The 23656-nt window shown below is 64.7% G+C and carries 29 protein-coding genes and 1 pseudogene; 16 read left to right on the forward strand and 14 right to left on the reverse strand.

What is annotated here, in order from left to right:
- Window position 1: 1 nt before the first annotated feature.
- From JG746_RS13460 to JG746_RS13500, 9 genes and pseudogenes are all read left to right on the forward strand, one after another.
- A complete protein-coding gene (locus JG746_RS13460) occupies window positions 2-991 on the forward strand; it encodes an aldo/keto reductase (RefSeq protein ID WP_202358568.1) in 990 nt (329 codons plus the stop codon).
- Between the two features lie 8 nt (window positions 992-999).
- Window positions 1000-1158 (forward strand): annotated as a pseudogene (locus tag JG746_RS13465) (oxidoreductase); the annotation flags it as partial.
- Between the two features lie 468 nt (window positions 1159-1626).
- Window positions 1627-2094, forward strand: coding sequence for a GNAT family N-acetyltransferase (locus JG746_RS13470; RefSeq protein WP_202359347.1), 468 nt, complete (start codon window positions 1627-1629; stop codon window positions 2092-2094).
- A 28-nt stretch (window positions 2095-2122) separates the two neighbouring features.
- Window positions 2123-2509, forward strand: a complete 387-nt coding sequence (locus JG746_RS13475; RefSeq protein WP_202358569.1) for an ACT domain-containing protein — start codon at window positions 2123-2125, stop codon at window positions 2507-2509.
- Window positions 2510-2679: 170 nt separating this feature from the next.
- Window positions 2680-4113: an aldehyde dehydrogenase family protein gene (locus JG746_RS13480; RefSeq protein WP_202358570.1), complete on the forward strand. Its 1434-nt coding sequence runs from the start codon at window positions 2680-2682 to the stop codon at window positions 4111-4113.
- A 422-nt stretch (window positions 4114-4535) separates the two neighbouring features.
- Window positions 4536-4946, forward strand: coding sequence for an MbcA/ParS/Xre antitoxin family protein (locus tag JG746_RS13485; RefSeq protein WP_202358571.1), 411 nt, complete (start codon window positions 4536-4538; stop codon window positions 4944-4946).
- On the forward strand, window positions 4940-5638 hold the full coding sequence (locus tag JG746_RS13490) for an RES family NAD+ phosphorylase (RefSeq protein ID WP_202358572.1): 699 nt from the start codon (window positions 4940-4942) through the stop codon (window positions 5636-5638). The genes JG746_RS13485 and JG746_RS13490 overlap by 7 nt, the downstream gene beginning before the upstream one ends.
- A gap of 165 nt (window positions 5639-5803) precedes the next feature.
- Window positions 5804-6094 (forward strand): ArsR/SmtB family transcription factor, encoded by a 291-nt coding sequence (locus JG746_RS13495; RefSeq protein WP_013894257.1) that lies wholly within the window; start codon window positions 5804-5806, stop codon window positions 6092-6094.
- Window positions 6095-6147: 53 nt separating this feature from the next.
- Window positions 6148-7263 carry an alkene reductase gene (locus JG746_RS13500; RefSeq protein ID WP_202358573.1) on the forward strand — a complete coding sequence of 372 codons (1116 nt, stop codon included), beginning with the start codon at window positions 6148-6150 and terminating at the stop codon, window positions 7261-7263.
- A 180-nt stretch (window positions 7264-7443) separates the two neighbouring features.
- Here the strand turns inward: JG746_RS13500 and JG746_RS13505 are convergent, their stop codons facing one another.
- The 7 genes from JG746_RS13505 to JG746_RS13535 all read right to left on the reverse strand — a co-directional run bounded on the left by JG746_RS13505 (window position 7444) and on the right by JG746_RS13535 (window position 13440).
- Entirely contained in the window at window positions 7444-8172 is a 729-nt protein-coding gene (locus JG746_RS13505; protein ID WP_202359348.1) for an amino acid ABC transporter ATP-binding protein, read from the reverse strand.
- 71 nt (window positions 8173-8243) lie between these two features.
- Complete coding sequence (locus tag JG746_RS13510) at window positions 8244-8918, reverse strand: amino acid ABC transporter permease (RefSeq protein ID WP_115142564.1); 675 nt, start codon at window positions 8916-8918, stop codon at window positions 8244-8246.
- Window positions 8915-9586, reverse strand: coding sequence for an amino acid ABC transporter permease (locus tag JG746_RS13515; protein ID WP_202358574.1), 672 nt, complete (start codon window positions 9584-9586; stop codon window positions 8915-8917). Before JG746_RS13515 ends, JG746_RS13510 begins: the two co-directional genes overlap by 4 nt.
- A gap of 153 nt (window positions 9587-9739) precedes the next feature.
- Complete coding sequence (locus JG746_RS13520; RefSeq protein ID WP_096448535.1) at window positions 9740-10528, reverse strand: ABC transporter substrate-binding protein; 789 nt, start codon at window positions 10526-10528, stop codon at window positions 9740-9742.
- 95 nt (window positions 10529-10623) lie between these two features.
- Window positions 10624-11784 carry a saccharopine dehydrogenase family protein gene (locus JG746_RS13525; RefSeq protein WP_202358575.1) on the reverse strand — a complete coding sequence of 387 codons (1161 nt, stop codon included), beginning with the start codon at window positions 11782-11784 and terminating at the stop codon, window positions 10624-10626.
- Window positions 11781-12281 (reverse strand): Lrp/AsnC family transcriptional regulator, encoded by a 501-nt coding sequence (locus tag JG746_RS13530; RefSeq protein WP_010910740.1) that lies wholly within the window; start codon window positions 12279-12281, stop codon window positions 11781-11783. The genes JG746_RS13525 and JG746_RS13530 overlap by 4 nt, the downstream gene beginning before the upstream one ends.
- Window positions 12282-12543: 262 nt before the next feature.
- Window positions 12544-13440, reverse strand: a complete 897-nt coding sequence (locus tag JG746_RS13535; RefSeq protein WP_202358576.1) for an AraC family transcriptional regulator — start codon at window positions 13438-13440, stop codon at window positions 12544-12546.
- Window positions 13441-13575: 135 nt separating this feature from the next.
- Here JG746_RS13535 and JG746_RS13540 point away from each other — a divergent pair, with 135 nt between their 5' ends.
- Window positions 13576-14304, forward strand: coding sequence for an SDR family oxidoreductase (locus JG746_RS13540; protein ID WP_202358577.1), 729 nt, complete (start codon window positions 13576-13578; stop codon window positions 14302-14304).
- 24 nt (window positions 14305-14328) lie between these two features.
- Here the strand turns inward: JG746_RS13540 and JG746_RS13545 are convergent, their stop codons facing one another.
- Window positions 14329-15204 carry a LysR substrate-binding domain-containing protein gene (locus tag JG746_RS13545; RefSeq protein ID WP_202358578.1) on the reverse strand — a complete coding sequence of 292 codons (876 nt, stop codon included), beginning with the start codon at window positions 15202-15204 and terminating at the stop codon, window positions 14329-14331.
- Window positions 15205-15352: 148 nt separating this feature from the next.
- Here JG746_RS13545 and JG746_RS13550 point away from each other — a divergent pair, with 148 nt between their 5' ends.
- Both JG746_RS13550 and JG746_RS13555 read left to right on the forward strand, forming a co-directional pair.
- A complete protein-coding gene (locus JG746_RS13550) occupies window positions 15353-15556 on the forward strand; it encodes a hypothetical protein (RefSeq protein ID WP_202358579.1) in 204 nt (67 codons plus the stop codon).
- Window positions 15557-15577: 21 nt separating this feature from the next.
- The gene (locus tag JG746_RS13555) at window positions 15578-16327 is read left to right on the forward strand and encodes a sulfite exporter TauE/SafE family protein (RefSeq protein ID WP_202358580.1); all 750 of its coding nucleotides are present in this window, start codon (window positions 15578-15580) and stop codon (window positions 16325-16327) included.
- A 7-nt stretch (window positions 16328-16334) separates the two neighbouring features.
- Here the strand turns inward: JG746_RS13555 and JG746_RS13560 are convergent, their stop codons facing one another.
- From JG746_RS13560 to JG746_RS13570, 3 genes are all read right to left on the reverse strand, one after another.
- Window positions 16335-16892, reverse strand: a complete 558-nt coding sequence (locus JG746_RS13560; RefSeq protein ID WP_202358581.1) for a sugar O-acetyltransferase — start codon at window positions 16890-16892, stop codon at window positions 16335-16337.
- A gap of 92 nt (window positions 16893-16984) precedes the next feature.
- Window positions 16985-17260, reverse strand: a complete 276-nt coding sequence (locus JG746_RS13565) for a type II toxin-antitoxin system TacA family antitoxin (RefSeq protein ID WP_202358582.1) — start codon at window positions 17258-17260, stop codon at window positions 16985-16987.
- 106 nt (window positions 17261-17366) lie between these two features.
- Window positions 17367-17816: a universal stress protein gene (locus JG746_RS13570; protein WP_202358583.1), complete on the reverse strand. Its 450-nt coding sequence runs from the start codon at window positions 17814-17816 to the stop codon at window positions 17367-17369.
- A gap of 356 nt (window positions 17817-18172) precedes the next feature.
- On the opposite strand from JG746_RS13570, the gene JG746_RS13575 reads away from it, so the two are divergent.
- The gene (locus tag JG746_RS13575) at window positions 18173-19117 is read left to right on the forward strand and encodes a VirK/YbjX family protein (RefSeq protein WP_244730779.1); all 945 of its coding nucleotides are present in this window, start codon (window positions 18173-18175) and stop codon (window positions 19115-19117) included.
- Window positions 19118-19252: 135 nt separating this feature from the next.
- The gene (locus tag JG746_RS13580; RefSeq protein WP_202358584.1) at window positions 19253-19834 is read left to right on the forward strand and encodes a histidine phosphatase family protein; all 582 of its coding nucleotides are present in this window, start codon (window positions 19253-19255) and stop codon (window positions 19832-19834) included.
- A 51-nt stretch (window positions 19835-19885) separates the two neighbouring features.
- Here the strand turns inward: JG746_RS13580 and JG746_RS13585 are convergent, their stop codons facing one another.
- The 3 genes from JG746_RS13585 to JG746_RS13595 form a co-directional block, all read right to left on the reverse strand.
- Entirely contained in the window at window positions 19886-20287 is a 402-nt protein-coding gene (locus tag JG746_RS13585; RefSeq protein WP_202358585.1) for a VOC family protein, read from the reverse strand.
- A 95-nt stretch (window positions 20288-20382) separates the two neighbouring features.
- On the reverse strand, window positions 20383-21435 hold the full coding sequence (locus JG746_RS13590; RefSeq protein WP_202358586.1) for a sigma-70 family RNA polymerase sigma factor: 1053 nt from the start codon (window positions 21433-21435) through the stop codon (window positions 20383-20385).
- A gap of 54 nt (window positions 21436-21489) precedes the next feature.
- Complete coding sequence (locus tag JG746_RS13595) at window positions 21490-22236, reverse strand: SDR family NAD(P)-dependent oxidoreductase (RefSeq protein ID WP_202358587.1); 747 nt, start codon at window positions 22234-22236, stop codon at window positions 21490-21492.
- Window positions 22237-22665: 429 nt separating this feature from the next.
- Between JG746_RS13595 and JG746_RS13600 the strand changes: the two genes are divergently transcribed.
- Both JG746_RS13600 and JG746_RS13605 read left to right on the forward strand, forming a co-directional pair.
- The gene (locus JG746_RS13600) at window positions 22666-23169 is read left to right on the forward strand and encodes a hypothetical protein (RefSeq protein ID WP_244730782.1); all 504 of its coding nucleotides are present in this window, start codon (window positions 22666-22668) and stop codon (window positions 23167-23169) included.
- 78 nt (window positions 23170-23247) lie between these two features.
- Window positions 23248-23655 (forward strand): hypothetical protein, encoded by a 408-nt coding sequence (locus JG746_RS13605; RefSeq protein WP_202358588.1) that lies wholly within the window; start codon window positions 23248-23250, stop codon window positions 23653-23655.
- The last annotated feature ends 1 nt before the right edge of the window (window position 23656 follow it).

Raw genomic sequence — 23656 nt, forward strand, 5'->3', positions numbered from 1 at the left:
AATGCAAAAGCGCACACTTGGAAACAGCGGCCTCGAAGTCTCCGCTATCGGGCTGGGATGCATGGGCATGAGCCAGTCCTACGGGCAGCCGATGGAGACGGCGGATGCCGTTCGGCTGATCCGCTCGGCGTTCGAGCGCGGCATCACCTTCTTCGACACCGCCGAGGTCTATGGACCGTTCAAGAACGAGGAGGTCGTCGGCGAGGCTCTGGAGCCGATCCGCGACCAGGTGGTGATCGCCACCAAATTCGGCATCGACATCGCCGGCACCGCCGGACATGAGGGCATGGACAGCCGGCCGCAGCATATTCGCGACGTCGTCGAAGCCTCGCTCAAGCGGCTGAGGACCGACCGCATCGACCTTCTCTACCAGCACCGCGTCGATCCCGTGGTGCCGATCGAAGAGGTGGCGGGTGCGGTCAAGGACCTGATCGGCCAAGGCAAGGTCAAGCATTTCGGCCTCTCCGAGGCGGGCGTGCGCACCATCCGCCGCGCCCACGCGGTGCAGCCGGTCGCGGCGCTGCAAAGCGAATACTCGCTGTGGTGGCGCGAACCCGAGGAGGCGATCCTGCCGGTGCTTGAGGAACTGGGCATCGGCTTCGTGCCGTTCAGCCCGCTGGGCAAGGGTTTCCTGACCGGCGCCATCAATGCCGATACGAGGTTCGACAGCAGCGACTTCCGCAACACCGTGCCGCGTTTCGCGGAAGAGGCGCGCAAGGCCAACCAGGCGCTGGTCGACGCGATCATCGCGATCGCGGCGCAGAAGCAGGTGACCCCGGCGCAGGTCGCGCTTACCTGGCTGCTGGCGCAAAAACCCTGGATCGTTCCGATCCCCGGCACGACGAAGCTCAACCGCCTCGAGGAGAACATCGGATCGGCCACGGTTGCGCTGACGGCGCACGATCTTGCCGACATCGAGCGCGCGGTCTCGGCGATCGCCGTGCAGGGAGAGCGCTACTCGCCGCAACAGGCGGCACGGATCGACCGCTGAGACGGAAGGAGCCCGATGTCGCGGAAGGGGTGCGCGCGCTCTACGACCGGGTGGCCATCCCCGCCGGTTCCTTCGCCAGGGCGGTGGTGTTCGCCATGAGCCAGCCGGACGAGGTCGATATCAATGAGATCCTGTTTCGGCCGACGGCGCAGGAGTATTGGAACTGAGCGATCGCTTCGGATTTCGAATTTGCCCGTCACCTTCTCTGAACGCCGGCGCTGCCCCTCACCTGCCTGCCGGCATCCTCTCCCCGTATAATGACGGGGAGAGGGTCGCTGCCATCGCCGATTTCGCCAATCTTCAACGCTGCAAGGAGGGCGCCGTCGTTGCCGCCAGCCCCTTCTCCCCGTCACTATACGGGGAGAAGTGCCCGGCAGGGCGATGAGGGGCGGCGCCAGCTTTGGCAATTGAGTGGTCTCCGCCACAAGTTCGCCCGACCTTGACAGCCGTACGCTTCCTGCGCCAGCTTGGCGTCATGTTCGCCCTCGCGCCCACCAACACCCAGCGACGCCGCCGTCTAGCACGGAGCGGCAAGCTGATTGCGCGACGACAAAACCCGGCACAATAAAGCCGGTTCGTTCGTTTCCAGCCCCGCCCGCGACAACGCCGGTGGGGTTTTTCATGCCTGGAGCATCTTGATGACAAACAATTCCATCCGGTTTCGGCCGGCCGAAACCGCTGACGCCCTCGCGATCAGGGACATTGTGCGCGCGGCCTATGGCAAATGGGTGCCGGTGATCGGCCGCGAGCCGCTGCCGATGCGCGCCGACTATGACAAGGCTGTTGCCGAGCATCCGTTCGAGCTCGCCGTCGCCGACGGCCGTATCGTCGGCATGATCGAAACCATGCTGGCCGACGACCATCTGTGGATCGAGAATGTCTGCGTCGCGCCGCAGGCGCAGGGCAGGGGGATCGGCCGGCTGCTGCTGGAGCGGGCCGAGCAGAGGGCGCTTGAAGCGGGCCGCCCGGAGTTGCGCCTGCTGACCAATGGCGCCTTCGAGGCCAATGTGTTGTTGTACAAAAAGCATGGCTATACGATCGACCGGGAGGAGCCGTTCATGGGCGGCATGACGGTCTATATGAGCAAGAGATTGACGCGATAGCGGACGAATCGGAGGCATGGATACGACGATGGCGGCCAAGGTCAAACTGAGGCAGCTTCCCGGGTCGTACGCGGTTTCGCGGCTCGGAGCGGGCGACAGCATTCCCGGCTGGGCGGACGGGCCGGGCTTCGTCAGCATCACCAGGACCGACGACGAGCTCTCGATCACCTGCCTGCAGGATCGCGTTCCAGGCACGGTCAAGCACGATGGCGACTGGGTCGCCTTCAAATTGCAGGGGCCCTTTGCCTTCGACGAAACCGGCATCGTGCTGTCGGTCATCCAGCCGCTGTCGGAAAACGAGCTGGGCATCTTCCTGGTGTCCACGTTCGACGGCGATCACCTGCTGGTGAAAGCGACGGATCAGGATGCGGCGCGACAGCATCTGGTGGAGGCCGGACACACGCTGCTGTCATGATCCTACGCCATCGAAACGGCGGGGTTCGCTGGCCCAACGCCTCTGGCTCAATGACTGGCGCGCTGGCTTAACCATTTCGGGGGTTGCGTTTGACAGCGGCGTTTGTGCATCGTTATTTCTGAATGGATATGACGGCCGGAACGGCCATCCGGCGCCCCCAAGGAGAAACCATGTCACACAATCTGCAGTTCTACATTGACGGCGCGTGGGTGGATCCTGTCGTGCCCAGCACGCTCGACGTCATCGATCCGTCGACCGAGGACGCCTTCGCGCAGATCTCGCTCGGCTCCAAGGCCGATGTCGACAAGGCGGTTGCCGCCGCCAAGCGCGCTTTCAACACATTCGGCTTCACCTCGGTGGAAGAGCGCCTCGACATCCTGAACCGCATCATCGCGGTCTACAAGAAGCGCTCCAGGGACCTGGCGCTCGCCGTGTCGCGCGAGATGGGCGCGCCGCGCCAGATGGCGCTCGACAGCCAGGTCGGCGTCGGCCAGGCGCATCTGGAGAAGATGGCGGAGACGCTGAAGACATTCCAGTTCCGCCACGTCAAAGGGTCTTCGCTGATCGTCAAGGAGCCGATCGGCGTCGTCGGCCTGATCACGCCGTGGAACTGGCCGCTGAACCAGATCACCTGCAAGGTCGGCCCGGCGCTCGCCGCCGGCTGCACCATGGTGCTGAAGCCGTCCGAGATCGCGCCGCTCGACGCCATCATCTTCGCCGAGATCCTCGACGAGGCCGGCGTGCCGAAAGGTGTGTTCAACCTCGTCAATGGCGACGGCCCCGGCGTCGGCCAGGCGTTGTCCAGCCATCCCGACGTCGACATGATGTCGTTCACCGGCTCGACGCGGGCCGGCATATTGGTGGCCAAGGCGGCCGCCGACACGGTCAAGCGCGTGCACCAGGAACTGGGCGGCAAGTCGGCCAACATCCTGTTCCCGGATGTCGATCTCGCCCGCGCCGTCACCAAGGGCGTCGCCGGCTGCTTCGGCAACAGCGGTCAGTCCTGCAATGCGCCGACCCGCATGTTCGTGCCGCGCGACCGCCACGACGAGGCCGCCGGTTATGCCAAGGCGGCCGCGGAAAAGTTCGTGGTCGGCCCGGCCGACGGCGCCAACACCAAGCTTGGCCCTGTCGTCAGCCAGATCCAGTTCGACAAGATCCAGGATCTGATCCAGGCCGGCATCGACGAGGGTGCGACGCTGGTCGCCGGCGGCCCCGGCCGCCCGGCCGAACTCAACCGCGGCTACTATGTCAGGCCGACCGTATTCGCCGACGTCACCCACGACATGCGCATCGCGCGCGAAGAGATCTTCGGGCCGGTGCTGGCGATCCTGCCCTATGACACGGTCGAACAGGCGGTCGAGCAGGCCAACGACACCGTCTACGGCCTTGCCTCCTACATCCAGGCCAAGGACATCCAGAAGGCCCGCGACGTGGCGGCGCGCATGCGCTCCGGCAATGTCTACATCAACTACCCGGCCTGGGACGCCGGCCTGCCCTTCGGCGGCTACAAGCAGTCGGGCAATGGCCGCGAATACGCCGAATACGGGCTGGAGGATTTCCTCGAGATCAAGGGCATCGCGGGCTATGAGGCGGCGGAGTAGACGTCGATAAGGTGCGCCGCGACAGGCGGCGCGCCTGCCAGGGGTCGATAGTTCGAAGCCGGCGCCGCCCCTCATCCGCCTGCGGCACCTTCTCCCCGTATAGTGACGGGGAGAAGGGAAGCTGCGTTGGCCTCGGCGCTCTTCTTGCGACATTGGTGATTGGCGAAAGCGCCGATGACAGCGTCTTTCTCCCCGTCACTATACGGGGAGAAATGCCCGGCAGGGCAATGAGGGACAGCGCGAACGTCCGGATCTGGGCCTGAAGAAACATCTGTCAGAGCTGAGCCCGGCCGGCAAGGCGAAGGTGCTGGGCAGGTAGCGGGTACTGGGCGCCGACTTTCCAGAACCCTGGTCTGTTGAGGTCTCATCCTTGCCAATTGGCAAATACATGCTATATCTCTGCCAATAGCAGGGTGAGCAACATGCAGCTTCAGTCCATCGTCACGACGCCGGCCACGGTCGGGTCAGCCATTTCGGAAGAAGAGGCGGGCGCGCTGGCGCGCACCACCGTCAATCTGTTCAAGGCGTGGGGCCTCACCGACTTGGAGGCTTGCATCCTGCTTGGCGGCATGTCTGCACGCACCTGGGCACGCTGGAAGGAGGGCGGCATCGGCCGGATCGACCGCGATTTGCGCACCCGCATGGCGCATTTGATGGGCATCCATAAGGGCCTGCGCTATCTCTTCACCGAGCCGGCACGCGGCTATGCCTGGATACGCAAGCCCAATGCCACGTTCGGCGGCCAGTCGGCGCTCGACCTGATGCTGCGCGGCGAAATCTCCGACCTTGCCGCCATGCGCGAATGGCTCGATGCGGAGCGTGGTGCATGGTGAGTGGGTTTGCGGTCCGGCGCCGTGTCCACTGGCCCCAGACGTTTCGCATCATCCGCTCCATCCATCCGCCGATCGACCTGTTCGAGGACATTGCCGATCCGCGCGACTGGGAGGCGCTGGCCGCCGTCGAGGAGAAGACCAACCCGCGGATCCGGCTGGAGATCGGCGACCTCGGCAAGGTCGCGGCCGCAAGGCGGGTGTCCGGCCCGGGCGCCAGCTTCGTCATGGCGCCCTTCGTGCATTGTTCGACGCTGCGGCCCGGGCGTTTTTCCGATGGCAGCTACGGCCTCTATTATGCCGGCGACAGCGAGGATGTGGCGCTGGCCGAAACCATCCACCACCACCAGAACTTCATGCGCGCCACCAATGAGGATCCGGGCTGGACGGCCGACTTTCGCGTGCTGATCGGCAGCGTCGATCGCGACCTCGATGACGTCAACGCGGTGCCCGGCGTGCTCGATCCCGACGATTACACCGCCTCGCAGGCGGAAGGGCGAGCGCTGCGGGCGCAAGGCAGCGACGGGCTTCTCTGGAACAGCGTGCGCATGCCGGAGGGCCAATGCATCGGCATCTTCTGGCCCGATGTCATTCCCGTTCCGGTGCAGGGCCGGCACTACTCCTATCACTGGGACGGCAAACGCGTGGATTTCGTGCGCCAGCACGATACGGGCAAGGTCCTGGCGGTCGTGTGACGGGATAGAGGCGCATTCGCTGGGCTCGCGCCCGGCGGCGAGTTTCCGGTTCCTTGCAGCGTTCAGAGAGCGCCATGCTCCGATCACCCCGAAAAATGGCATGGATTTCCTGCCATATCGGCTCCACCCGATCTATATATCGGTTGAGATCGATGCGAGGTGAAGATGGACCACGACATCATATTGAAGGCACTGGCGCATCCGTTTCGACGCGATGTCCTGGCGTGGCTGAAGGAGCCTGAACAGCACTTCGCCGCGCAGGCGCATCCGCTCGAAATGGGTGTCTGCGCCAGCCAGTTCGACCATCGCGGCCTGGCGCAGTCCAGTGTCTCCGCGCATCTGGCGACGCTGGCGTCGGCCGACCTCGTGACGACGCGGCGGGTCGGCCAATGGGTGTTCTACAAGCGCAACGAAGAAACCATCGCCGCCTTCCAGGCCGCCTTGTCCGATCTCTGACGATTCCGATCTCTGACGATCCTCCCCCCCCGAATGCATGAAAGGCATTTCTCATGACCACCCTCTTTGATCCCTTGCGGGCCGGCGATCTTGCGCTGGCGAACCGCATCGTCATGGCGCCGCTGACGCGCAATCGCTCGCCCAATGCGGTGCCCGGCGACCTCTCGGTGACCTATTACAGCCAGCGCGCCACGGCCGGTCTAATCGTGACCGAAGCCACGGCCATCAGCCATCAGGGCCAAGGCTACGCCAACGTGCCCGGCCTTTATGGCGAAGATCAACTGGCCGGCTGGAAGCGCGTCACCGACGCCGTTCACAAGGGCGGCGGCAAGCTCGTGGTGCAGCTCTGGCACGTCGGACGCATCTCGCACACCACGCTGCAGCCCGGCGGCGGCAAGCCGGTGGCGCCATCGGCGATCAGGGCAAACTCCAAGACTTTCCTGGTCAAGCCGGATGGCAGCGGCGAGTTCGCCGAGACCTCCGAGCCGCGCGCGCTGGAAACGGCCGAACTGCCCGGCATCGTTGATGATTTCCGCCGCGCCGCCAAGGCGGCGATCGAGGTGGCGGGTTTCGACGGCGTCGAGATCCACGGTGCCAACGGCTATCTCCTGGACCAGTTCCTGCGCTCGGGCACTAACCATCGCGGCGATGATTATGGCGGTTCCATCGAGAATAGGGCGCGCCTATTGTTCGAGGTGGTCGACGCGGTCACGGGCGCCGTCGGCGCCGGCAGGACCGGAATCAGGCTCTCGCCGGTAACGCCCGCCAACGACGCTTCGGACGCCGATCCGCAGCCGCTGTTCAATCATGTCGTGGCGGGGCTGGGCAGCCGCGGCCTTGCCTATGTCCATATCGTCGAAGGCGCCACCGGCGGCGCGCGCGACTTCCGCCAGGGCGACAGGCCGTTCGACTATGCGGAGCTCAAGGCCACCTATCGCCAGGCCGGCGGCGCCGGGGCCTGGCTGGTGAACAACGGCTATGACAAGGACTTGGCTGAAAAGGCCGTCGGGGATGGCTATGCCGACCTTGTCGCGTTCGGCAAGCTGTTCATCGCCAATCCCGACCTCGTCAGCCGACTGAAGCGCAATGCCGAACTGAACGCTCCCGACAAGGCGACGTTCTATGGCGGCGACGCCAGGGGCTATACGGATTACCCGACGGCGGCTTGAGCCGCTCCGGGACGGTTTGCCCTTTCGCTTGCGGCGGAAGGGCAGTCGGTCGCCTGGTACGACGACCCACGACCGGACTGAACATCGCGCCCGAACGGCGCACAGGCCCATCGCAAGGTAACGCCAGCGGCCGCCGGATAGATTGACGGGATGCGCCGAGAAGGCGCTCCCGTCGCCACTTCAATGCCTGAGAATCTTGCTCAGGAAAGCCCGGCTGCGGTCGGTCCTGGGGTGTGAGAAGAATTCGTCGGGCGTGCCGCTTTCGACGATGGCGCCGGCGTCCATGAACACCACGCGCTGGGCGACCTTGCGGGCAAAGCCCATCTCATGAGTCACCACCATCATGGTCATGCCTTCCTCGGCCACCGCCACCATGACGTCGAGCACTTCCGAAATCATCTCGGGGTCGAGCGCCGAGGTCGGTTCGTCGAACAGCATGATCTTGGGCCGCATGCCCAGGCACCGCGCGATCGCCACGCGCTGCTGCTGGCCGCCGGAGAGTTGTGCGGGATAGGCGTTGACCTTGTCGGCCAGCCCGACCTTGGCCAGCAAGTCGCGCCCGGCCTTTTCTGCCTCGGCGCGCGGGATCTTGCGGACATGGATCGGGGCCAGCGTGACGTTTTCGAGCGCGGTCTTGTGCGGGTAGAGGTTGAACGACTGGAAGACGAAGCCGATCTCGGTGCGCAGCTGCGTCATGTTGGTGGCGGGGTCGCCGACACGTTGGCCGTCGACGATGAGGTCGCCGTCCTTGATCGTCTCCAGGCCGTTGATGCAGCGGATCAGCGTGCTCTTGCCGGAGCCGCTCGGGCCGCAGACGACGACCACTTCGCGCGGCTCGACGCTCAGCGTGATGTCCTTCAACACGTTGAGCGCGCCGAACCATTTGTTGACGCCGCGAAAGTCGATCATCCCGGTTTTGGCTGGGCCGGTCTTGGTCGGATTTGGTTGGGTCATATTGGCCGGACCTTTGGAGTTGACTGTCACAGCTGCACCTCGCCATGCGCCGCGCCCATGCGGCGCTCGAGCCGGCGTGCCAGCATGATCAGCGGATAGCAGACGATGAAATAGCCGACGCCGACCAGGAAGAAGACCAAGAGGCCGTTGGGCACACGCTGCACCACCAGCCAGCCGACGCGGGTGAGGTCGGTCAGGCCGATCGCCGAGACAACGGACGAATCCTTGATCAGCAGCACATATTGGCCGACCAGCGGCGGCAGCACGATGCGCATCGCCTGCGGCAGCACCACTTGGCGCATGCGCTGCCAGCGCGACAGGCCGGATGCCAGTGCTGCCTCGACCTGGCCGGTCGGCACGGAACGGATGCCGGCCGCGACGATCTCGCAGATGAAGCAGGCGGCGAGATTGGTCAGCGCGATGATGCCGGCGGTGAAGGCGTCGAGCTCGATGCCGAACTCCGGCAGGATGAAGAAGATCAGGAAGATCTGCACCAGGAACGGCGTGCCGCGGATGAGGTCGACCCAAGCGCCGATGATGCCCGAGATCAGCCTGTTGCCGCCGGTGCGCAGGATGCCGAGGCCGAAGCCGAGCAGGGTGCCGAGCACCAGGCTGATCAGCGACAGCACCACGGTCATGCCCAAGCCGCGCAGGGCCAGCGGATAGGAGCCGGCGAGGCTGAGGAATTGTTGCCAGATCATGCGCGCGCTCCCGCCGAGCCGAGCCAGCGGCTGGAGACAACGGCCAGTCCCTTCAGGCCGTAGTAGAGCAGGAGGTAGAAGGCGGCGATGGTGAGAAAGCCCTCCGCCGGCATGAAGCGGTCGGACGCCAGCAGTTGCCCGGCGCGGGTCAGTTCGGCAACCGAGATCAGCGACAGCAGGGCGGAATCCTTGACCAGCACGATCGCCTGGCCGAGCAGCGGCGGGATCGTCACCTTGAAGGCTTGTGGCAGCACGACCAGGCGCATGCGCTGGACATAGGTCATGCCGGAAGCGACGCTGGCCTCGACCTGGCCGCGCGGGATCGACAGGATGCCGGCGCGAATGATCTCGGCGATATAGGCGCCGCTGTTGAGCGACAAAGCGAGGATGCCGACAACGAGCTCCGGCAGCACGAAGCCGAGCCGGGGCAAGCCGAAATAGAGGAAATAGAGCTGCGCCAGCAGGGGCGTGGCACGCACGGCGTCGATATAGGCCTTGGCCGGCGCGCGAAACAGCCAGCCGCGCTGCAAATTCATGGCGCACAGCACGATGCCGACGACGAGCGCGCCGACAAAGGAAATCGCCGACAGCCAGACGGTCGTGACCAGGCCCTGCCCGAACAAAGGCAGATATTCGACGATGGTGCGGAAACTGAAATTTTCGAGCATGGCTGTGCGGCGGTGGAGGGGGAAGGGCGAGTAGAGAGCAGCGAATAGGGAATAGCGAATAGCGAATAGCGAGTAGCGAAGAAGGGAGCAGCAGAGCGTGGCCGCAACGGCCATTCCCTATTCGCTACTCCCTATTCGCTATTCGCTAATTCCTCAGTGATCCTTCTTCCAGGCGTCGGAATTCACCCAGTAGTCGAGGTTCTTCTGCAGGCGGCCGTCGATGGTGACCTGGTTGAGGAACAGGTTCATCCAGATCAAGAGGTCAGGTTCGTCATAGCGGGTGGCGAAGGCAAGCGGTTCCTTCGACAGAAGATCCGGCATGACGGTGAAGGTGCCGGCGGGGTAGGCCGTCTGCTGACCCTTGACCGCCGAGATGTCGTTGACGCCGCAATCGGCCTGGCCGTTGTTGACGGCGTCGAGCAGCAGCGGGCCGCCGCCCTTGTAGCTCTTGATGTCGGCATCGGGGAAGGCGGCCTTGGCTTCCTTCTCGCCGGTGGCGCCGAGCAGAACAGCGATCTTGGTGCCCTTGGCCTTGCAGTCCTCGGTGGTCTTGAACTTGCTGTCGGCCTTGGTGAAGACGGTGCTGCCCGTGTACATGTAGGGCGTGGTGAAGGCGACCTTCATGCCGCGTGCCAGCGTCGGCGTCATGTCGGCGACCAGAAGGTCGGCCTTACCGGACAAGAGCGCCGGGATCAGGCCGTCCCAGTCGAAGTCGAGGAATTTGATTTTGACGCCCATTTCCTTGGCCATCAGCTCGGCCAGTTCTACCGAACTGCCGGTGCGTTCGCCATTGGCGCCGACCAGCGAGAAGGGCGGTCCTTGGGTCTGCACGGCAACGCGCAATTCGCCGCGCTTGGTGATCTCGTCAAGCGTTCCGGCACTGGCGGCAGCGGTCAAGCCCGCAAGCGCAAGTCCGGCGATGAAAAGTCTGGCAATCTTCATTCTGGTATTCCTCCCTGTTGTTGTTTGCCCGCGGCTTCCCTTGGGCGCTTTTTTGAGCGGCGGCGCCGTTTTGCCGGCGGGCCGTTCGAAAATCCTCAGTCCCAGGCCACCGTCTCGGCAATTTTGATGCCGCGTTTGGCCAGTTCGTCGAAGAAGGGTTCGTCGGGCACGTCGAGCAGCGGGTTGAGCAGGCCGGCCTTGCTGATTTCGCGCCGCGCCAGCATCTGCGCCACGATGCTGGCGGGGTAGCCGACGCCGAGGCTCATGCCGAACAGGCCCGACGCCAGATCGCGCTCGATGACCAGATCGGATGTCACCGTCTTGGCGCGGCCGCCTTCGAGGCCGGAAAAGACGTTGCGCATCACGCACAGGTCCTTCTCGTGGGGGCCATATTGCAGTTGCGGGCCGAGCAGCCGGCCGAGGAATTCGCGCGGGCTGCTGGAGGTGCCGGGCACCTTGTCTTCCGACAGGAAGCCGAGCTCCTTCAGCGGTGCCCAGAAGGCCGACCATCCGGGCCAGCGCAGCGTGTAGCGGCCGGTGCGGCGCAGGCCTTTTGCCGCGGGAAGCATCTCGACATAGTGCAGCGCATCGCCATTGGGAAAGGCTTCCAGCCGGCCGAGGCCGGCGACCTCGATCTCGTGGATGAAGGGGCTGTCATGCTGGCGGGCGGCGGGGACTTCGACGCGCTTGCCGTCCTCGATCATCACGCTGTCGCGGTTCTGGCTGACCAGAACCATGTCGAAGTTCCAGCTCACCTTGTAGCAAAGCGGCTTGGCCATCGCCTTCGGCTCGGGGATGCCGCCGCAATAGGAATCGATCGCGGTGATGGCATCGAACTGCCTTGCGGCGCGGGCGTAGAGCACGAGGTCGATGCCGGGGTCGAGCCCGCATTCGGTCATAACAGATACGCCCGCACGTTCGGCTTCCGGCGCCAGATCGGCGATGGCCTTGCCGTAATTGGTGGTGACCAGCGGCGTGCGGGTAGCGATGGCGGCCTGCACCGCCTCGCGCATCAGCGGCTGCGGCAGCAGATCGATGACGGCGTCGGCATCGGCCAGCACATCGGCGAGCGCCGGTCCGATCGCGCCCTTGGGCATGACGAAACGCACGCGGGAAAGGTCGGTCAGATCAGCAAGCCGGGCCGCGCCGTCCGGCGCGGTATCGACGCAGATCACCTCCTCGACACCGCTGGCGACGAGATCGGCGATGGCCGCCCGGCCTTGCAGGCCGAGGCCACCGAGAACAGCGATCCTCATGCCGGCTCCTTGCGGTCGTCAGACCAGCAGCCCTCGGGAAGACTGACCCATTTGTTGCAGGATGCCATGACGACGAAGGTCTCGCTGCGCACGACTTCGCCCGGCTCGCCGGCGCCCGGGATCAGCTCGCTGGTGACGCGGTAGAGATCGGCGACATCACCGGCCACCGTCACGTCGACGATGATGTCGAAGCGGCCGGTGACCACCGAGGCCGAGTTTACGAAGGGCAGTTCGGAAATGCGTTGCGCCAGTTCGCGGGCCCGGCCGCGTCCCTGGGCATTGATGCCGACAATGGCCGAGATCAGCTCGGGCCGCTCGGTCAGGTTCAGCAGCCCGACGATCTTGAGCAGATTGCGGTCGAGCAGGTTGCGCAGCCGCGAGCGCACCGTCGGCACCGAAATCGCCAAGATCTCGGCGAGGCGGTTGATGCCCGGCTGGGCGTCCTGCGACAGCTGTTTGACCAGCCGCCGATCGGTCAGATCGAGATGCTCCCGCAAAAGCCCTGTCTTTCATAAATGAGATAAATTGGCATTTTTTTCTTTCTTATGTGAAAAATACCTTATGGGCAATTTTTAATATCAGCAAGGCCTGTGTCGCCTCAGAGTCACGACCATCTCCTCATCCATGCGGGTAGGCGGGATAAAGCGCTTGGTGGTGGACGTATCGAAGCCCCCGCATGGATCGCCCTCGGGGCGCGGTGCAAGGGCTAGGAGGGCGTGGTCTTCCCGCTTTACTCTTGCATCTTCGAATTCAAGAGGGTCAGGCGAGCTCGGTGGGCTCTGGCGCGGCGCGCAGGCGGCCGATATCGCGCAGGGGCGGCGCACCGAACAGGCGGGCATATTCACGGCTGAACTGGGACGCGCTTTCATAGCCGACGGAAAAGGCGGCGCCGGCCGCATCGCCTGACGTGGCGAGCAGGCGCCGGCGCGCTTCATTGAGGCGGATGCGCTTCTGGTACTGGATCGGCGTCATCGCCGTGACCGCCTTGAAGTGGCGGTGGAACACCGAGGCGCTCATGCCGGCTGTCCGGGCAAGATCCTCGACGCGGAACGGCTCGGCATAGTGGTCGCGGATCCAGCCCAGTGCGCGGCGGATCTGCGACAGGCGGCTGTCGGCGCCGGCAATCTGGCGCAGCATGGCGCCTTGCGGTCCCTGCAGCAGCCGAAACAGGATCTCGCGTTCGAGCAACGGCGCCAGCACAGGGATTTCGGCCGGATGATCGATGAGCTCGATCATGCGCAGCCACGCATCGACCAGCGCCTCGTCGGCCTGGCTGACGGCAAAGCCATGACCGATTGGCGCTTCGGCAACGGGCGGCATGTCGAGCAGCAGCGAGGCGATGAGCGTGGTGTCAAGGGCCAGGCTGACCGAGAGGTAGGGACGCTGCGGGCTGGCCTGCAAAACCTTGCCGACGGCCGGCACCTCGACGGCGGCGATAAAGTAGCGGCCGGCATCGTAATGCAGCAGCTGATCGCCGATCATGACGGATTTGGCGCCCTGCAGGACCAGGCAAAGCCTTGGGTCGTAGAGCCCCAGCAACGGCCCGGTCGTCGCCTCGCCTTTCATGATGGCGACGCGGGCAATGCCGGTTTCGGTCAGCCGGCCGCGCGCATGGCGCAGCACCAGCGCTTTGAGGTCGTCGAGCGATTTCATCACAGTCTCTAGATCGCATCGGCACGGCCGGCAATCAAGCGTCCGGCAGGAATAGGCAAGAACTCACCAGTTTTCGGCACGCGGCGGCCAGCGGTCCGCCCCATCTCTGCCGCAGACCAACCACAGATCAAACTGGAGATGGAAATGACCGACAAAACCGCATTGGTGACCGGCGCCAACAAGAGCATCGGCTACGAAACCGCACGCCGGCTGGGCGAAGCGGGCTACAGGATTTGGCTGGGCAGCCGCGACAGGGAACGCGGCGAAGCGGCGGCAGCCGAGCTCAGGCAGAAGGGCCATGACGTGCGCGTGCTGGAGATCGACGTCGCCAGCGACGCCAGCGTCGAGGCGGCCGCCACACGCGTTTTGCAGGAGGACGGACGTCTCGATGTGCTGGTCAACAATGCCGGCGTCCTCGGCTCCATGCTCGCTCCCAGCGAAGAGCCCATAGCCATCATCAAGGATGTCTACGAGGTCAACGTGTTCGGCCCGATCCGCACCACCCAGGCCTTCCTGCCGCTGCTTAGGGCAGCTCCGCGCGCCAATGTGGTGATGGTTTCCAGCGGGCTGGGGTCACTGGGCAGATTGACCGATCCGGCCAGCGAATTCTATTCGATCAATATCCTTGGCTACAACAGCTCCAAGACGGCACTCAACGCCGCCACCGTTGCCTTCTCGAAGGAGCTTGCCGCGGCGGACATCAAGGTCAATGCGGCCGATCCCGGCTATACCGCGACGGACTTCAACGGACACAGTGGCTACCGCACAGTGGAGCAGGCGGCCGAGATCATTGTTCGCCTGGCGACCCTGGACGAGAACGGTCCGACCGGCGGCTATTTCTACGATGAAGGTCCGTTGCCCTGGTGAGACCCGCCAGCGACCCGTTTCGGCTCAACCCAGCGCCGCGGCCAGCAATTTCGCCTGCGGCGTCAGTTCTTCGAAGCTGCGGGCGCAGAGGTTGAGCTGGCGGGTCGCCCAGTCGTCGCGGAGCCGCAGGCTGCGTAGCGTGCGGGCGGAGCGGCGCGCCGCACTTTCCGGCACGATGGCGATGCCGGCGCCCTGCGCGACCAGCCGGCAGACATTGTCGAGGCCGGGCACGCGGATGCGGATGTGCAGATGGCCGCCGAGGCGGGCGGCCTGGCGGGTGATGTGCTCCTGCAGGGGATGACCGAGGCTCAGCCCAACAAAGGACTCGCTCAAGATGTCGGCGAGGTTGACGGCATGCAGGTCGGCGAGGCCGGGCCAGTCGCGGGCGGCGATCACCACCAGCCGGTCGATAAAGAACGGCTTCTGTTCGAGATGCGACAGGCCGGCCCAGGTCGCGGCGATGCCGAGATCGGCGGCACCGCTGGCCACCGCCTCGGCGATCTCGTGGCTGGGGCGCTCGTCCAGATCGATGTCGATGCCGGGATGCGCCACCAGGAAGGCCGGCAGGGCGTTGCGCAAAAGCTCGGCCGTGGCGGCGGTGTTGGCCATCAGCCGCACGCGGGCGCGCAGGCCGCCGGCATAGGCGCCGAGGTCGCCGGCCATCGCCTCGATCTGGTTCTGCACGGCGCGCGCATGGTGCAGCAGCGCCTGGCCGGCGGCCGTCGGTACCACGCCACGGCGGCGGCGCTCAAGAAGCGGCGCCCCGAGCCGCTCCTCCATGCCCTTGATGCGGGCGCTCGCCGAGGCCAGCGCCAGCCCGGCAAGCTCGGCGCCATGGGTGATGCTGCCGCGCTCGGCGACCAGCAGGAACAGTCGGAGATCGGTGAGATCGAAGCGCATTTTTTGTTCCCTGCAAAACAGTCCGGCAGTTCGGAAAGCCAAGCTGACTTCTGCGACCAGCCTTCGTCTTGGCCGAAGGCTGGCAGCGCAATTTCCACATTGTGCGCGGGCCGCATCTCCGTCAAATCTTTTGCGATGGAGATTTGCGATGAGCGAAAAAGCACCAGGCCGGCTCGGCATCCTTGAAAGCGCGGCGATCGTGCTGGCCGTCGCCGTGGCCACGCTTGCCATGGCGCAGGCGCAGCCCGGGTTGCGGGGATGTTCGACAAGGGCGCCTTCAATCAGTTCCGATGCCGCGCCGGCAAAACCCGGCCCGGACGCCGACGCGACCGACATGCTGCTGCATGATTGATCGCGTGGTGAAGGTCACGTCATGCTAAGTGCCGGCGTCATCGCCTGGATCGGCGCCGTCTTCCTCGCCGCCGGCTTCGTCAAGGGCGTCGTCGGCATGGGGCTGCCGACCGTGGCGATGGGATTGCTGGCGGTGACGATGCCGCCGGCCGAGGCCGCCGCCTTGCTGCTGATCCCGTCGCTGGTCACCAATCTCTGGCAGTTGTTCACCGGCCCCGCCTTCGGCGGCCTGTGCAGGCGGCTGTGGACGATGATGGCGGGCATCATGCTGGGTACCGTCGCCGGAGCAGGGGTGCTCACCGGAGCGCATGCGGGCGCGGCCTCGGCGGGGCTCTGCGCGGCGCTGGTGCTTTACGCCATTCTCGGTCTGTTCAAGCTTGGCTTCACCACGCCGGCGCGCCACGAGGCCCTGGTGTCACCGCTGGTCGGCGTGGCGACCGGGCTGGTCACCGGCGCTACCGGCGTCTTCGTCATCCCGGCGGTGCCCTATCTGCAATCGCTGCGGCTGGAGAGGGAAGACCTCATCCAGGCGCTCGGCCTGTCCTTCACCGTCTCGACGGCGGCGCTTGCCATCGGCCTGTTCAGGACAGGCGCGCTGGCATCGCCGACGGCGCAACTGACAGGCTCGATCCTGGCGCTGCTGCCGGCGCTGGCCGGCATGTTCATCGGCCAGGCGCTGCGCCAGACGATGAGCGTCGAGACGTTTCGCAGAGTGTTCTTCGTGGGGTTGCTGGCGCTGGGGGCGTATCTGGCGCTGGAGGGGCTGTGGTAGGTTGCCCTCACTCGGCAATCGACCTGATAACCCGCGCCGGGTTGCCGCCGACAAGCGTGTTCGCGGGAACATCCTTCGTGACCACCGAGCCCGCCGCGACGACAGCGTTTTCGCCGACGGTGACGCCGCCGATGACCGTCGCGCCGGCGGCGATCCAGACGTTGCGTTCGATGACGATCGGCTTCGCGGTGGTGAAGGCGCGCCGCCGCGATGGTTCGAGCGGATGGCCCGATGTGATGAGGCTGACATTCGGCCCGATCAGCACGTCGTCGGCAATGTCGAGCCCGCCAAGATCATAAAAGGTGCAGTTCTGATTGATGAAGACATTGCGGCCGACGCGGGTGTCGGCCCCACCGGTTGCGTAGAAGGGCGGGATCAGCAGGAAACTGTCATCGACCTTTTTGCCGATGAGTTCGCTGAACAAGACGCGGACCTCGTCCGCGTCGTTGAACGTCAGACGGTTGAGACGGGCGGTGATCGCCATCGCCCGTTTGACGTCCGCCAGCATGGCTGCCGATTGCGGCGTTCTCCCGGGGATTGTCCGGGTGCGATCCTCATGCGCCATTCGTTGCTTTCTCCAGGGCACGGTCGACCGAATGGCGAGGGCGATACGGTTATGCTGTTTACCGATCGGCACTTCTTGCCACGTGATGGAGCTCACGAGTGGGTCTGGCCGGCCTTGGCGGCGCGGATAAGACGGCTGGTCGGGGAGGGCGGGTTTTCAAGTAGGTCGAGGATGCGCAGGCTGTCCCGTTCCGACAGCGCAAGATGCTCGGCGCGCTCGATCGTGGCCTGGGCGTCACGCAATGCGGAGCGCGCAATGAACTCGGTCAGGCCGACATTCGACAAAGACGCCGCACGTGCGATTACGGCTTTCGCTTCGGGCGGAATCCGGAAATCGATTCGACCGTTGTCGCTGGCGTTGCGGGGCATAGGTATCTCCTTTGCCCCCAATTATTCAGTACGGATTGAATCCGTACAACATGAATCCCGTCGTATGGACCTTATGGACATATGACGAGCGCTCCGGGTCAATCTATTACCGGACCACCAGCACCGGGATCGCGGTGTAGGACAGCACTTCCGCCGTCTGGCTGCCGAGAAGCAGCTTGCCCAGTCCGCGGCGGCCATGCGAGGCCATCACGATCAGGTCGCAGCCTTGCGCCTGCGACAGTTCCAGGATCGCTTCGGCGGGCCGTTTGTCCTCGACATGGACAAGCTTGGCGGAGACGCCGGCCGCGTCGGCCGAGGCCTTGCATTTGGCCAGAACCTCCTTGCCATATTTGCGCGACTCCTCCTGGTAGACGGCCAGTTCGTCGCCCGCCGCATAGCCGGCCATGGCGCCGCCCCAGGCGAAGATCGGGTACGGTTCCGAGACGGTTACGAAGGTGACGGCGGCGCCGATGCCCTTTGCCAATGTGAGGCCATGGGCAACGCCCTTGTCGGCCAGTTCCGATCCGTCGGTGGCGATGAGCAGATGTTTGTACATGATGATCTGACCTGTTGTGCAAGGGCTGGCGCCCTTGGAGTGGCGGGAGCGTTGGAAGCTTACTTTCATATAGTTGCGCCGCCGGCCTGCTCACAGGGCCAGCGTCATGTGGATCAGGGCCAGGCGAGGGGCACGCCGCGGCGATCTGCCGGTATCCCTCTCGGCCTCGGCTCGGTTGCGCCGCAACCGAGGTGATTGCGACGAAGGGCGGACGCCGAAGACCACGCGCGGGAAGGTCGATCTTGGTGGCTCCCTTACGGATTCGTATATCCGCGGCGAGGTGGCGGTAAGTTCCGACATCCAACATTGAGATCATCAGTCGCCTTGACTGACACGTCCGAAGAAGAATGCAGCAAATGACGATTGCCATGGGCGCGCCGCGGCCATCCCGGCCAAGAGGCCCAATAAACCGGTCGCCCTCCGAGTTTCGGCGCAAGCTGAACAAATGGGTGCATGAAAGCAAATGGGCGGCGCTTCGGTGGATGTTCCGGCGCGATATTGCTGCCATCCGGTCGACCCTCGGTGTTGAGCCGTTCACGGCAATCCTTGCTCAATATCCCGACATTGCGCTGAAGCCGGTTCGGCCGTATCTCGTGGCCAATCTGATGCGTATCCATCGTTCCGCCGCCGTCGTTGGTCACTACACCGCGGCGGCGCGTCTTTTGACCGATGCCGCCCTGGTTGAAAGTCACACGCGCGGTCGTCGTCTCCTGGCAATGTCGACCGTTGCTGGTGACGTCACGGTGGAACTGACGGGCCAGGCAGGCTTGTACCGGGAGGGGGAATGGCGCCTTCTCCTGCGCCTGGAAGGACGTCCCGTCATCGAAATGGCGCTCGCGATCGTGGATCGGTCGCTTCTGCAACTCGGTGGCGCCGGCAAGGTTCTCTATATTGGCGCTCTGAAGTCGATGTCGACCGGTGTGCAAGGTCTCGAGGATTCCCGGATACTGACCAAAGCCATGGAAGGCTTGCGACCGAAAACGCTGCTGCTCCTGGTGGCCCAGACGCTGGCATCCTCACTCAAACTCCGTGGCCTTGTCGCGGCATCAAACGCAGGCCACGTCTTTTCGAGGGACTATGCCCTGCGCCGCCGCATCACCGCGGACTATGACGGCTTCTGGGCGGAGTCCGGGGGGAGGCTCATACGTCGCACGATGTATGCCTTGCCCCTGGTGAAGGCTCAGCGGGATCCAGCCGACTACAAGCCGAACAAACGGGCGCAAATACGCAGGCGTCAGCGCCGCGAGGTCGAAATCGCGGACTATGTCAACGAATCCGTCAGGCAGTTGCTGCGGAGCTGAAGGCCTTGCCGGGCCTGCTTCCTGTGCTTCCCGCCGATCACCATGCCGGGTGGTGTGCCGCGATGGTCACCGGGTCTTTCGCTCCCTTGCGCCGACCGCTACAGCTTGGCCTGACACCAACGAAAGGCCGAGCGTATGAGCAGCGCATATCCGCAAATCCACCTGGTCCGGCATGGCGAGACGGCGTGGAGCCTTTCGGGGCAGCATACCGGCCGCACCGACATGCCGCTGACGCCGGCAGGCGAGGCGGCCGCGCGGGGCGTGGCGGAGCGGCTCAAGGGCCTGTCGTTCTCGGCGGTTTGGTCGAGCCCCTCGCAGCGCGCCTACAACACCAGCGTGCTGGCCGGTTTTGGCGCGGCAAGCATCAGAAACGACGATCTGCAGGAGTGGGACTACGGCGCCTATGAGGGGCGCACCACCAAGGAGATCCTGGCCGAGCGGCCAGGCTGGAACGTGTTTCGCGACGGCTGCCCGCAAGGCGAGATGGCCGCCGATGTCGGCGCCCGCGCCGACAGGATCATCGGGCAGGTTCGCGAAGCTGGCGGCTCGATCCTGATCTTTTCCAGCGCGCATTTCCTGCGCGTGCTCGCCGCCCGCTGGCTCGGCCTGCCGCCGGAAGGCGGCGCGCTGTTCGTGCTCGACACGGCCAGCATCAGCGTGCTCGGCTACGAGCACGATCTCAGCGAGCCGGTCGTGCGCAAGTGGAACCTGAAGTAGGCTCCAGCCAATTTCAGACGTCTGGCGCTGCACGGATTTGCGCCTCGCCTCCTACTTCTCGAACTTCCGGATCGCTTCCGCCGTCACCGGCGTGAAGAAATTCACCAGATTACCGTCGGGGTCGCGAAACAGCAGCGAGCGGTTGCCCCAGGGCATGGTGGTCGGTTTCTGCACGGTCGTGTCCCTGATGAAATCCGAGAGCCGGGCGAATTCGGCATCGACGTCGCCGACGCGGAATTCGAGGATGGCCGTGTGGTTGTCGGCGGGCCGGGCGATGTCGCCGCCGAACAGCATCAGGGTGCGCGTGCTGCCGATCGCCAGCGTGCAGGAAGGTGTCGAGAGTTCCGCGAAGTCCTCGGTGTAGACCGTCACCGGCATGCCGGTGATCTCACCGTAGAAGCGCACGAGGCGCTGAACATCCGACGTGATGATGCGGACAGAGACGAAATTCATCGATTGGCTCCTTGATGATCGCTGAAGCCACGGCCGGGCTTCCCGGCAGTTCTATAGGCCAGGCCTCCTGCCAGCTTTCCGTCAGGAGAGGATGGCTACGCTTCCGGTCCGGACAAGACAGGCGGCAGGCCGAAGGCGGCGAACAGGTCTGGGCCGAGCGGGGCAACATAGATCGTCAGCGCGGCGATGGCGCCATCGGCCGGCTCGACGACGTGCAGCGATTGCGCGCGCCATTCTTGTTCCTGATGGCGCCGTGCATAGAGGGCGACGACGGGCTGGCCGTTGGCCCGCGTCGCGACGGCGCGATAGCCGGCGTAATTGCTCCACACGGTTTTGAAGAAACCATGGATCGCTTGGCGTCCCTGGTACCAGTCGCGCCATGGCGGCATGTGGTAAGTGGCGTCCTCGCGCAGCAGCGCGACGAAGCCGTCGAGATTGGCGGCCTGCCAGGCGCTGATATAGCGTTCGAGCAGCTCGCCTTCCTCCGGGTTGGGTTGCGATCGCTGCAAGGGGCGTCCGCCGGGATAGTGCTCGCCAAGTGTCGCGCGCGCCCGCTGCAGGGCGCTGTTGACCGAGGCAGTCGAGCCGCCCAGCAATTGCGCGGTTTCCAGCGCCGACCAGCCCAGCACGTCGCACAGCAGGAGGGACGCGCGTTGCCGGGGCGGCAGCAACTGGATGGCGGCGACGAAGGCCAGCCGCACAGCCTCGCTTGTCTCGTAGCGCGCGTCCGGGCCGGGCTCGCCATCGACGAGGTCCGGCAGTTCGGCGTCGGGGTAAGGCTCCAGCCAGGAGAGCTCGGCGGCCGGCCCGGCGGCGGCGCGCCCTTCGCTCGGCGGCCGTGCGGGCTCTTCGAGGATGCGATGCGCCGACGACCGCGCCTTGATGGCGTTGAGGCAGGCGTTGGTGGCGATCGAATAAAGCCAGCCGCGCGGCGAGCCGCGCCCGTCGAATTGCGCGCGGCCGCGCCAGGCTTTCAGGAACGTCTCCTGGACGAGATCGTCGGCCTCGTGCAGCGAGCCCATCATCCGGTAGCAGTGCAGCTTCAGCGCGCGGCGGTGCGCCATCGTCAGGCGCTCGAAGGCAGGCCGATCGAGGATCGGCACGCCTCTCGAGCCCAGCGGCTCAAACGGGCCGGGAGCGTCTGTCATGTCGTGCCTGCCACGCGCGGAATTTGCCGGAGTTCGCCTCGCATTCTGCGCGCCTCATGCCGCCGCCGCAAGGCCGCTGCCGCTCACCGTGAAGGCGACGCCTGGCATCTTGCCGCCGGCCAGCGCGACCACGGCGCGTCCGACATCGGCGGGCGTCTGCACATCGCTCATGCTGGCCAGGAAATCCGCCGGGCTGATGCCGAGATAGGCGGAAATGCCTAGAATGCCGCGCTGGCCGACGCCGGTGCCGGCCATGATGCGCATCGGCGCGAGCGCCATGAAGCGCAGGCCGAGGCCAAGCCGGTCGGCCTCCTTCTGGCTGTGGGCGGCAAGGAACATCTGCATCTGCTTGGCGCCGGAATAGCCGCCGGAATTCGGCGGTCCGCCGCTGAATGCCGCGCCGCTGGAGATCAGCACCACGCGGCTGCCCGGCTTCAGTTGCCCCTGTAGCGCCGCCTTGCAGAACAGGAACGACGCCTTGACGTCGGTCTCCCAATTCGCCGAGAAATCGTCCCAGCTCTGGTCCTGGATGAGCGCCGACGGCGCGAAGGCGCCGGCGCAGAGGACCAGCACATCCGGCTCCAGCGCGGCGAACACGGCGTCGGGCGCGGTGTCCTGCGTGGCGTCGGCGGCCAGCGTCCTGACGTCGGAGACTTCCCAGGCGAGTTCCTTCAAAGCTTCCGCGCCGCGGGCGACGGCAAGCACGGTTGCGCCCTCGGCGCGTGCAGCTTCCACGATCGAGCGGCCGACACCCCGGCTGCCTCCGACCACGACGACATTTTGCCCCTTCAACGATCCCATGGATCACCTCGCTTTTCCGGCCCGGACAATTCCGGCGCCTATGGATGAGGACAGCGCAGGCGGGTGGAAATCATCGGTCGACCGAGAATTTTTTCTGGGACGCCTGTCTGCGGCCGGGAGGCCTCGGCCAGTTTCTCGAGGGTCAGCGGCAGGCCGGGTAATACGGTCCGCCGCACAGCCGGCCAGCAACGCCGGCTATTTCGGGGGCGAGCCGTTCCCATAGCCCTGTGTTGTTTGCGGAAATCGGGTCACTATCCCTGACATTCGCGCTAGATCGGCTATCCGTCATGGCGCTTGTTCTTGGCTCGGATCGCTTTTTACGGTTCTTTTTTATAGGCATGAAGACAGTATATTCCTGCTCCGTGCGGTTTAAATATTGAAAGCCAACACCGTTGGATATTGTTTCGATTCTATTCTGATAACCATGAATTGATCGATCTGGCTGCTTCCGTGATTGGCGGCTTGTTTGCGGCTGCCATAAAACCGTCGATGGAGAATTCGCTGGTCGGGGGGGCTGACATGAACTGCGGCGTGACGAGTGTCATATCGGGGCTTGCGCTTCTGGGACTTACGGTCTGTCCGGCTTCTGCTTACACCCACTCGTCCACTTACCAGAAGACAGCGCTTTCGGGCCAGGAGATCTATGTTTTCGGTGGCGCGAGCCTGAACGCGGACTGTTCCAGCGCCGGCAAGGATGATGTGCGCGTGGTTTCCGGCCCGAGCCACGGAAATGTAAAGCTCGTCCACGGCAAGGTGCATGCGGTCTATCCCAAGTCGAACGAGCGTTCAAAATGCAATTCCCGCATGGTGAACGGCATCAGGGCGCTTTACCGGTCGAAATCCGGTTTCAAGGGTTGGGACCAGGTCACAATTTCGGTCCACACCTATATGGGCAACGCCTTCACATATGTTGCCAACATCAAGGTCGAGTAGCGGGAAAACGTGGGCGGCGCCGCAATCGGCCGTCTTCGGCCGAAATGGGATTTCATGCAGCCAGGGGATCGCTGAAAAATGGTGCACAAAACCGCAGGTTTCGTAGCGGCGTTGACGGCTTTGGGACTGGCGGCCTGGCCCGCGGCCGCGGGGACGGAGAGCTATCGAAAGACGGCGCTGTCGGGGCAGGAGATCTATATCCTCAGGGATGTGAGCCTGAATGTCGACTGCTCGAGCGCCGGCGCCAACGATGTCAGGGTCATCGCCGGCCCAAGCCACGGCAAGGTCAGGCTGGTGCACGCAAAGCTCTATTCCGGTTTCCCCAAATCGAATGAGCGCTGGAAATGCAACACGCACAAGGTCAATGGCATCAAAGGGCTTTACCGGTCGAATCCCGGGTTCAGGGGACACGACGAGGTGACGTTCTCGACCCATACCTATACGGGAAATGCCCATAAGACGGTCGTGAGCATCGACGTCGAATAGC

This window comes from Mesorhizobium sp. 113-3-3, from assembly GCF_016756495.1.
In the GTDB taxonomy this organism is placed as follows: domain Bacteria; phylum Pseudomonadota; class Alphaproteobacteria; order Rhizobiales; family Rhizobiaceae; genus Mesorhizobium.

What these genes read in the sequence shown, in the direction of transcription:
- JG746_RS13510 (WP_115142564.1), bottom strand. Translation starts at nt 8,918, where the DNA reads ATGATCTGGCAACAATTCCTCAGCCTCGCCGGCTCCTATCCGCTGGCC.
- JG746_RS13520 (WP_096448535.1), bottom strand. Translation starts at nt 10,528, where the DNA reads ATGAAGATTGCCAGACTTTTCATCGCCGGACTTGCGCTTGCGGGCTTG.
- JG746_RS13595 (WP_202358587.1), bottom strand. Translation starts at nt 22,236, where the DNA reads ATGGGATCGTTGAAGGGGCAAAATGTCGTCGTGGTCGGAGGCAGCCGG.
- JG746_RS13575 (WP_244730779.1), top strand. Translation starts at nt 18,173, where the DNA reads ATGACGATTGCCATGGGCGCGCCGCGGCCATCCCGGCCAAGAGGCCCA.
- JG746_RS13580 (WP_202358584.1), top strand. Translation starts at nt 19,253, where the DNA reads ATGAGCAGCGCATATCCGCAAATCCACCTGGTCCGGCATGGCGAGACG.
- JG746_RS13500 (WP_202358573.1), top strand. Translation starts at nt 6,148, where the DNA reads ATGACCACCCTCTTTGATCCCTTGCGGGCCGGCGATCTTGCGCTGGCG.
- JG746_RS13525 (WP_202358575.1), bottom strand. Translation starts at nt 11,784, where the DNA reads ATGAGGATCGCTGTTCTCGGTGGCCTCGGCCTGCAAGGCCGGGCGGCC.
- JG746_RS13565 (WP_202358582.1), bottom strand. Translation starts at nt 17,260, where the DNA reads ATGCCCCGCAACGCCAGCGACAACGGTCGAATCGATTTCCGGATTCCG.
- JG746_RS13495 (WP_013894257.1), top strand. Translation starts at nt 5,804, where the DNA reads ATGGACCACGACATCATATTGAAGGCACTGGCGCATCCGTTTCGACGC.
- JG746_RS13570 (WP_202358583.1), bottom strand. Translation starts at nt 17,816, where the DNA reads ATGTACAAACATCTGCTCATCGCCACCGACGGATCGGAACTGGCCGAC.
- JG746_RS13505 (WP_202359348.1), bottom strand. Translation starts at nt 8,172, where the DNA reads ATGATCGACTTTCGCGGCGTCAACAAATGGTTCGGCGCGCTCAACGTG.
- JG746_RS13460 (WP_202358568.1), top strand. Translation starts at nt 2, where the DNA reads ATGCAAAAGCGCACACTTGGAAACAGCGGCCTCGAAGTCTCCGCTATC.
- JG746_RS13480 (WP_202358570.1), top strand. Translation starts at nt 2,680, where the DNA reads ATGTCACACAATCTGCAGTTCTACATTGACGGCGCGTGGGTGGATCCT.
- JG746_RS13540 (WP_202358577.1), top strand. Translation starts at nt 13,576, where the DNA reads ATGGAAATGACCGACAAAACCGCATTGGTGACCGGCGCCAACAAGAGC.
- JG746_RS13560 (WP_202358581.1), bottom strand. Translation starts at nt 16,892, where the DNA reads ATGGCGCATGAGGATCGCACCCGGACAATCCCCGGGAGAACGCCGCAA.
- JG746_RS13590 (WP_202358586.1), bottom strand. Translation starts at nt 21,435, where the DNA reads ATGACAGACGCTCCCGGCCCGTTTGAGCCGCTGGGCTCGAGAGGCGTG.
- JG746_RS13490 (WP_202358572.1), top strand. Translation starts at nt 4,940, where the DNA reads ATGGTGAGTGGGTTTGCGGTCCGGCGCCGTGTCCACTGGCCCCAGACG.
- JG746_RS13545 (WP_202358578.1), bottom strand. Translation starts at nt 15,204, where the DNA reads ATGCGCTTCGATCTCACCGATCTCCGACTGTTCCTGCTGGTCGCCGAG.
- JG746_RS13555 (WP_202358580.1), top strand. Translation starts at nt 15,578, where the DNA reads ATGCTAAGTGCCGGCGTCATCGCCTGGATCGGCGCCGTCTTCCTCGCC.
- JG746_RS13515 (WP_202358574.1), bottom strand. Translation starts at nt 9,586, where the DNA reads ATGCTCGAAAATTTCAGTTTCCGCACCATCGTCGAATATCTGCCTTTG.
- JG746_RS13475 (WP_202358569.1), top strand. Translation starts at nt 2,123, where the DNA reads ATGGCGGCCAAGGTCAAACTGAGGCAGCTTCCCGGGTCGTACGCGGTT.
- JG746_RS13485 (WP_202358571.1), top strand. Translation starts at nt 4,536, where the DNA reads ATGCAGCTTCAGTCCATCGTCACGACGCCGGCCACGGTCGGGTCAGCC.
- JG746_RS13605 (WP_202358588.1), top strand. Translation starts at nt 23,248, where the DNA reads ATGGTGCACAAAACCGCAGGTTTCGTAGCGGCGTTGACGGCTTTGGGA.
- JG746_RS13550 (WP_202358579.1), top strand. Translation starts at nt 15,353, where the DNA reads ATGAGCGAAAAAGCACCAGGCCGGCTCGGCATCCTTGAAAGCGCGGCG.
- JG746_RS13585 (WP_202358585.1), bottom strand. Translation starts at nt 20,287, where the DNA reads ATGAATTTCGTCTCTGTCCGCATCATCACGTCGGATGTTCAGCGCCTC.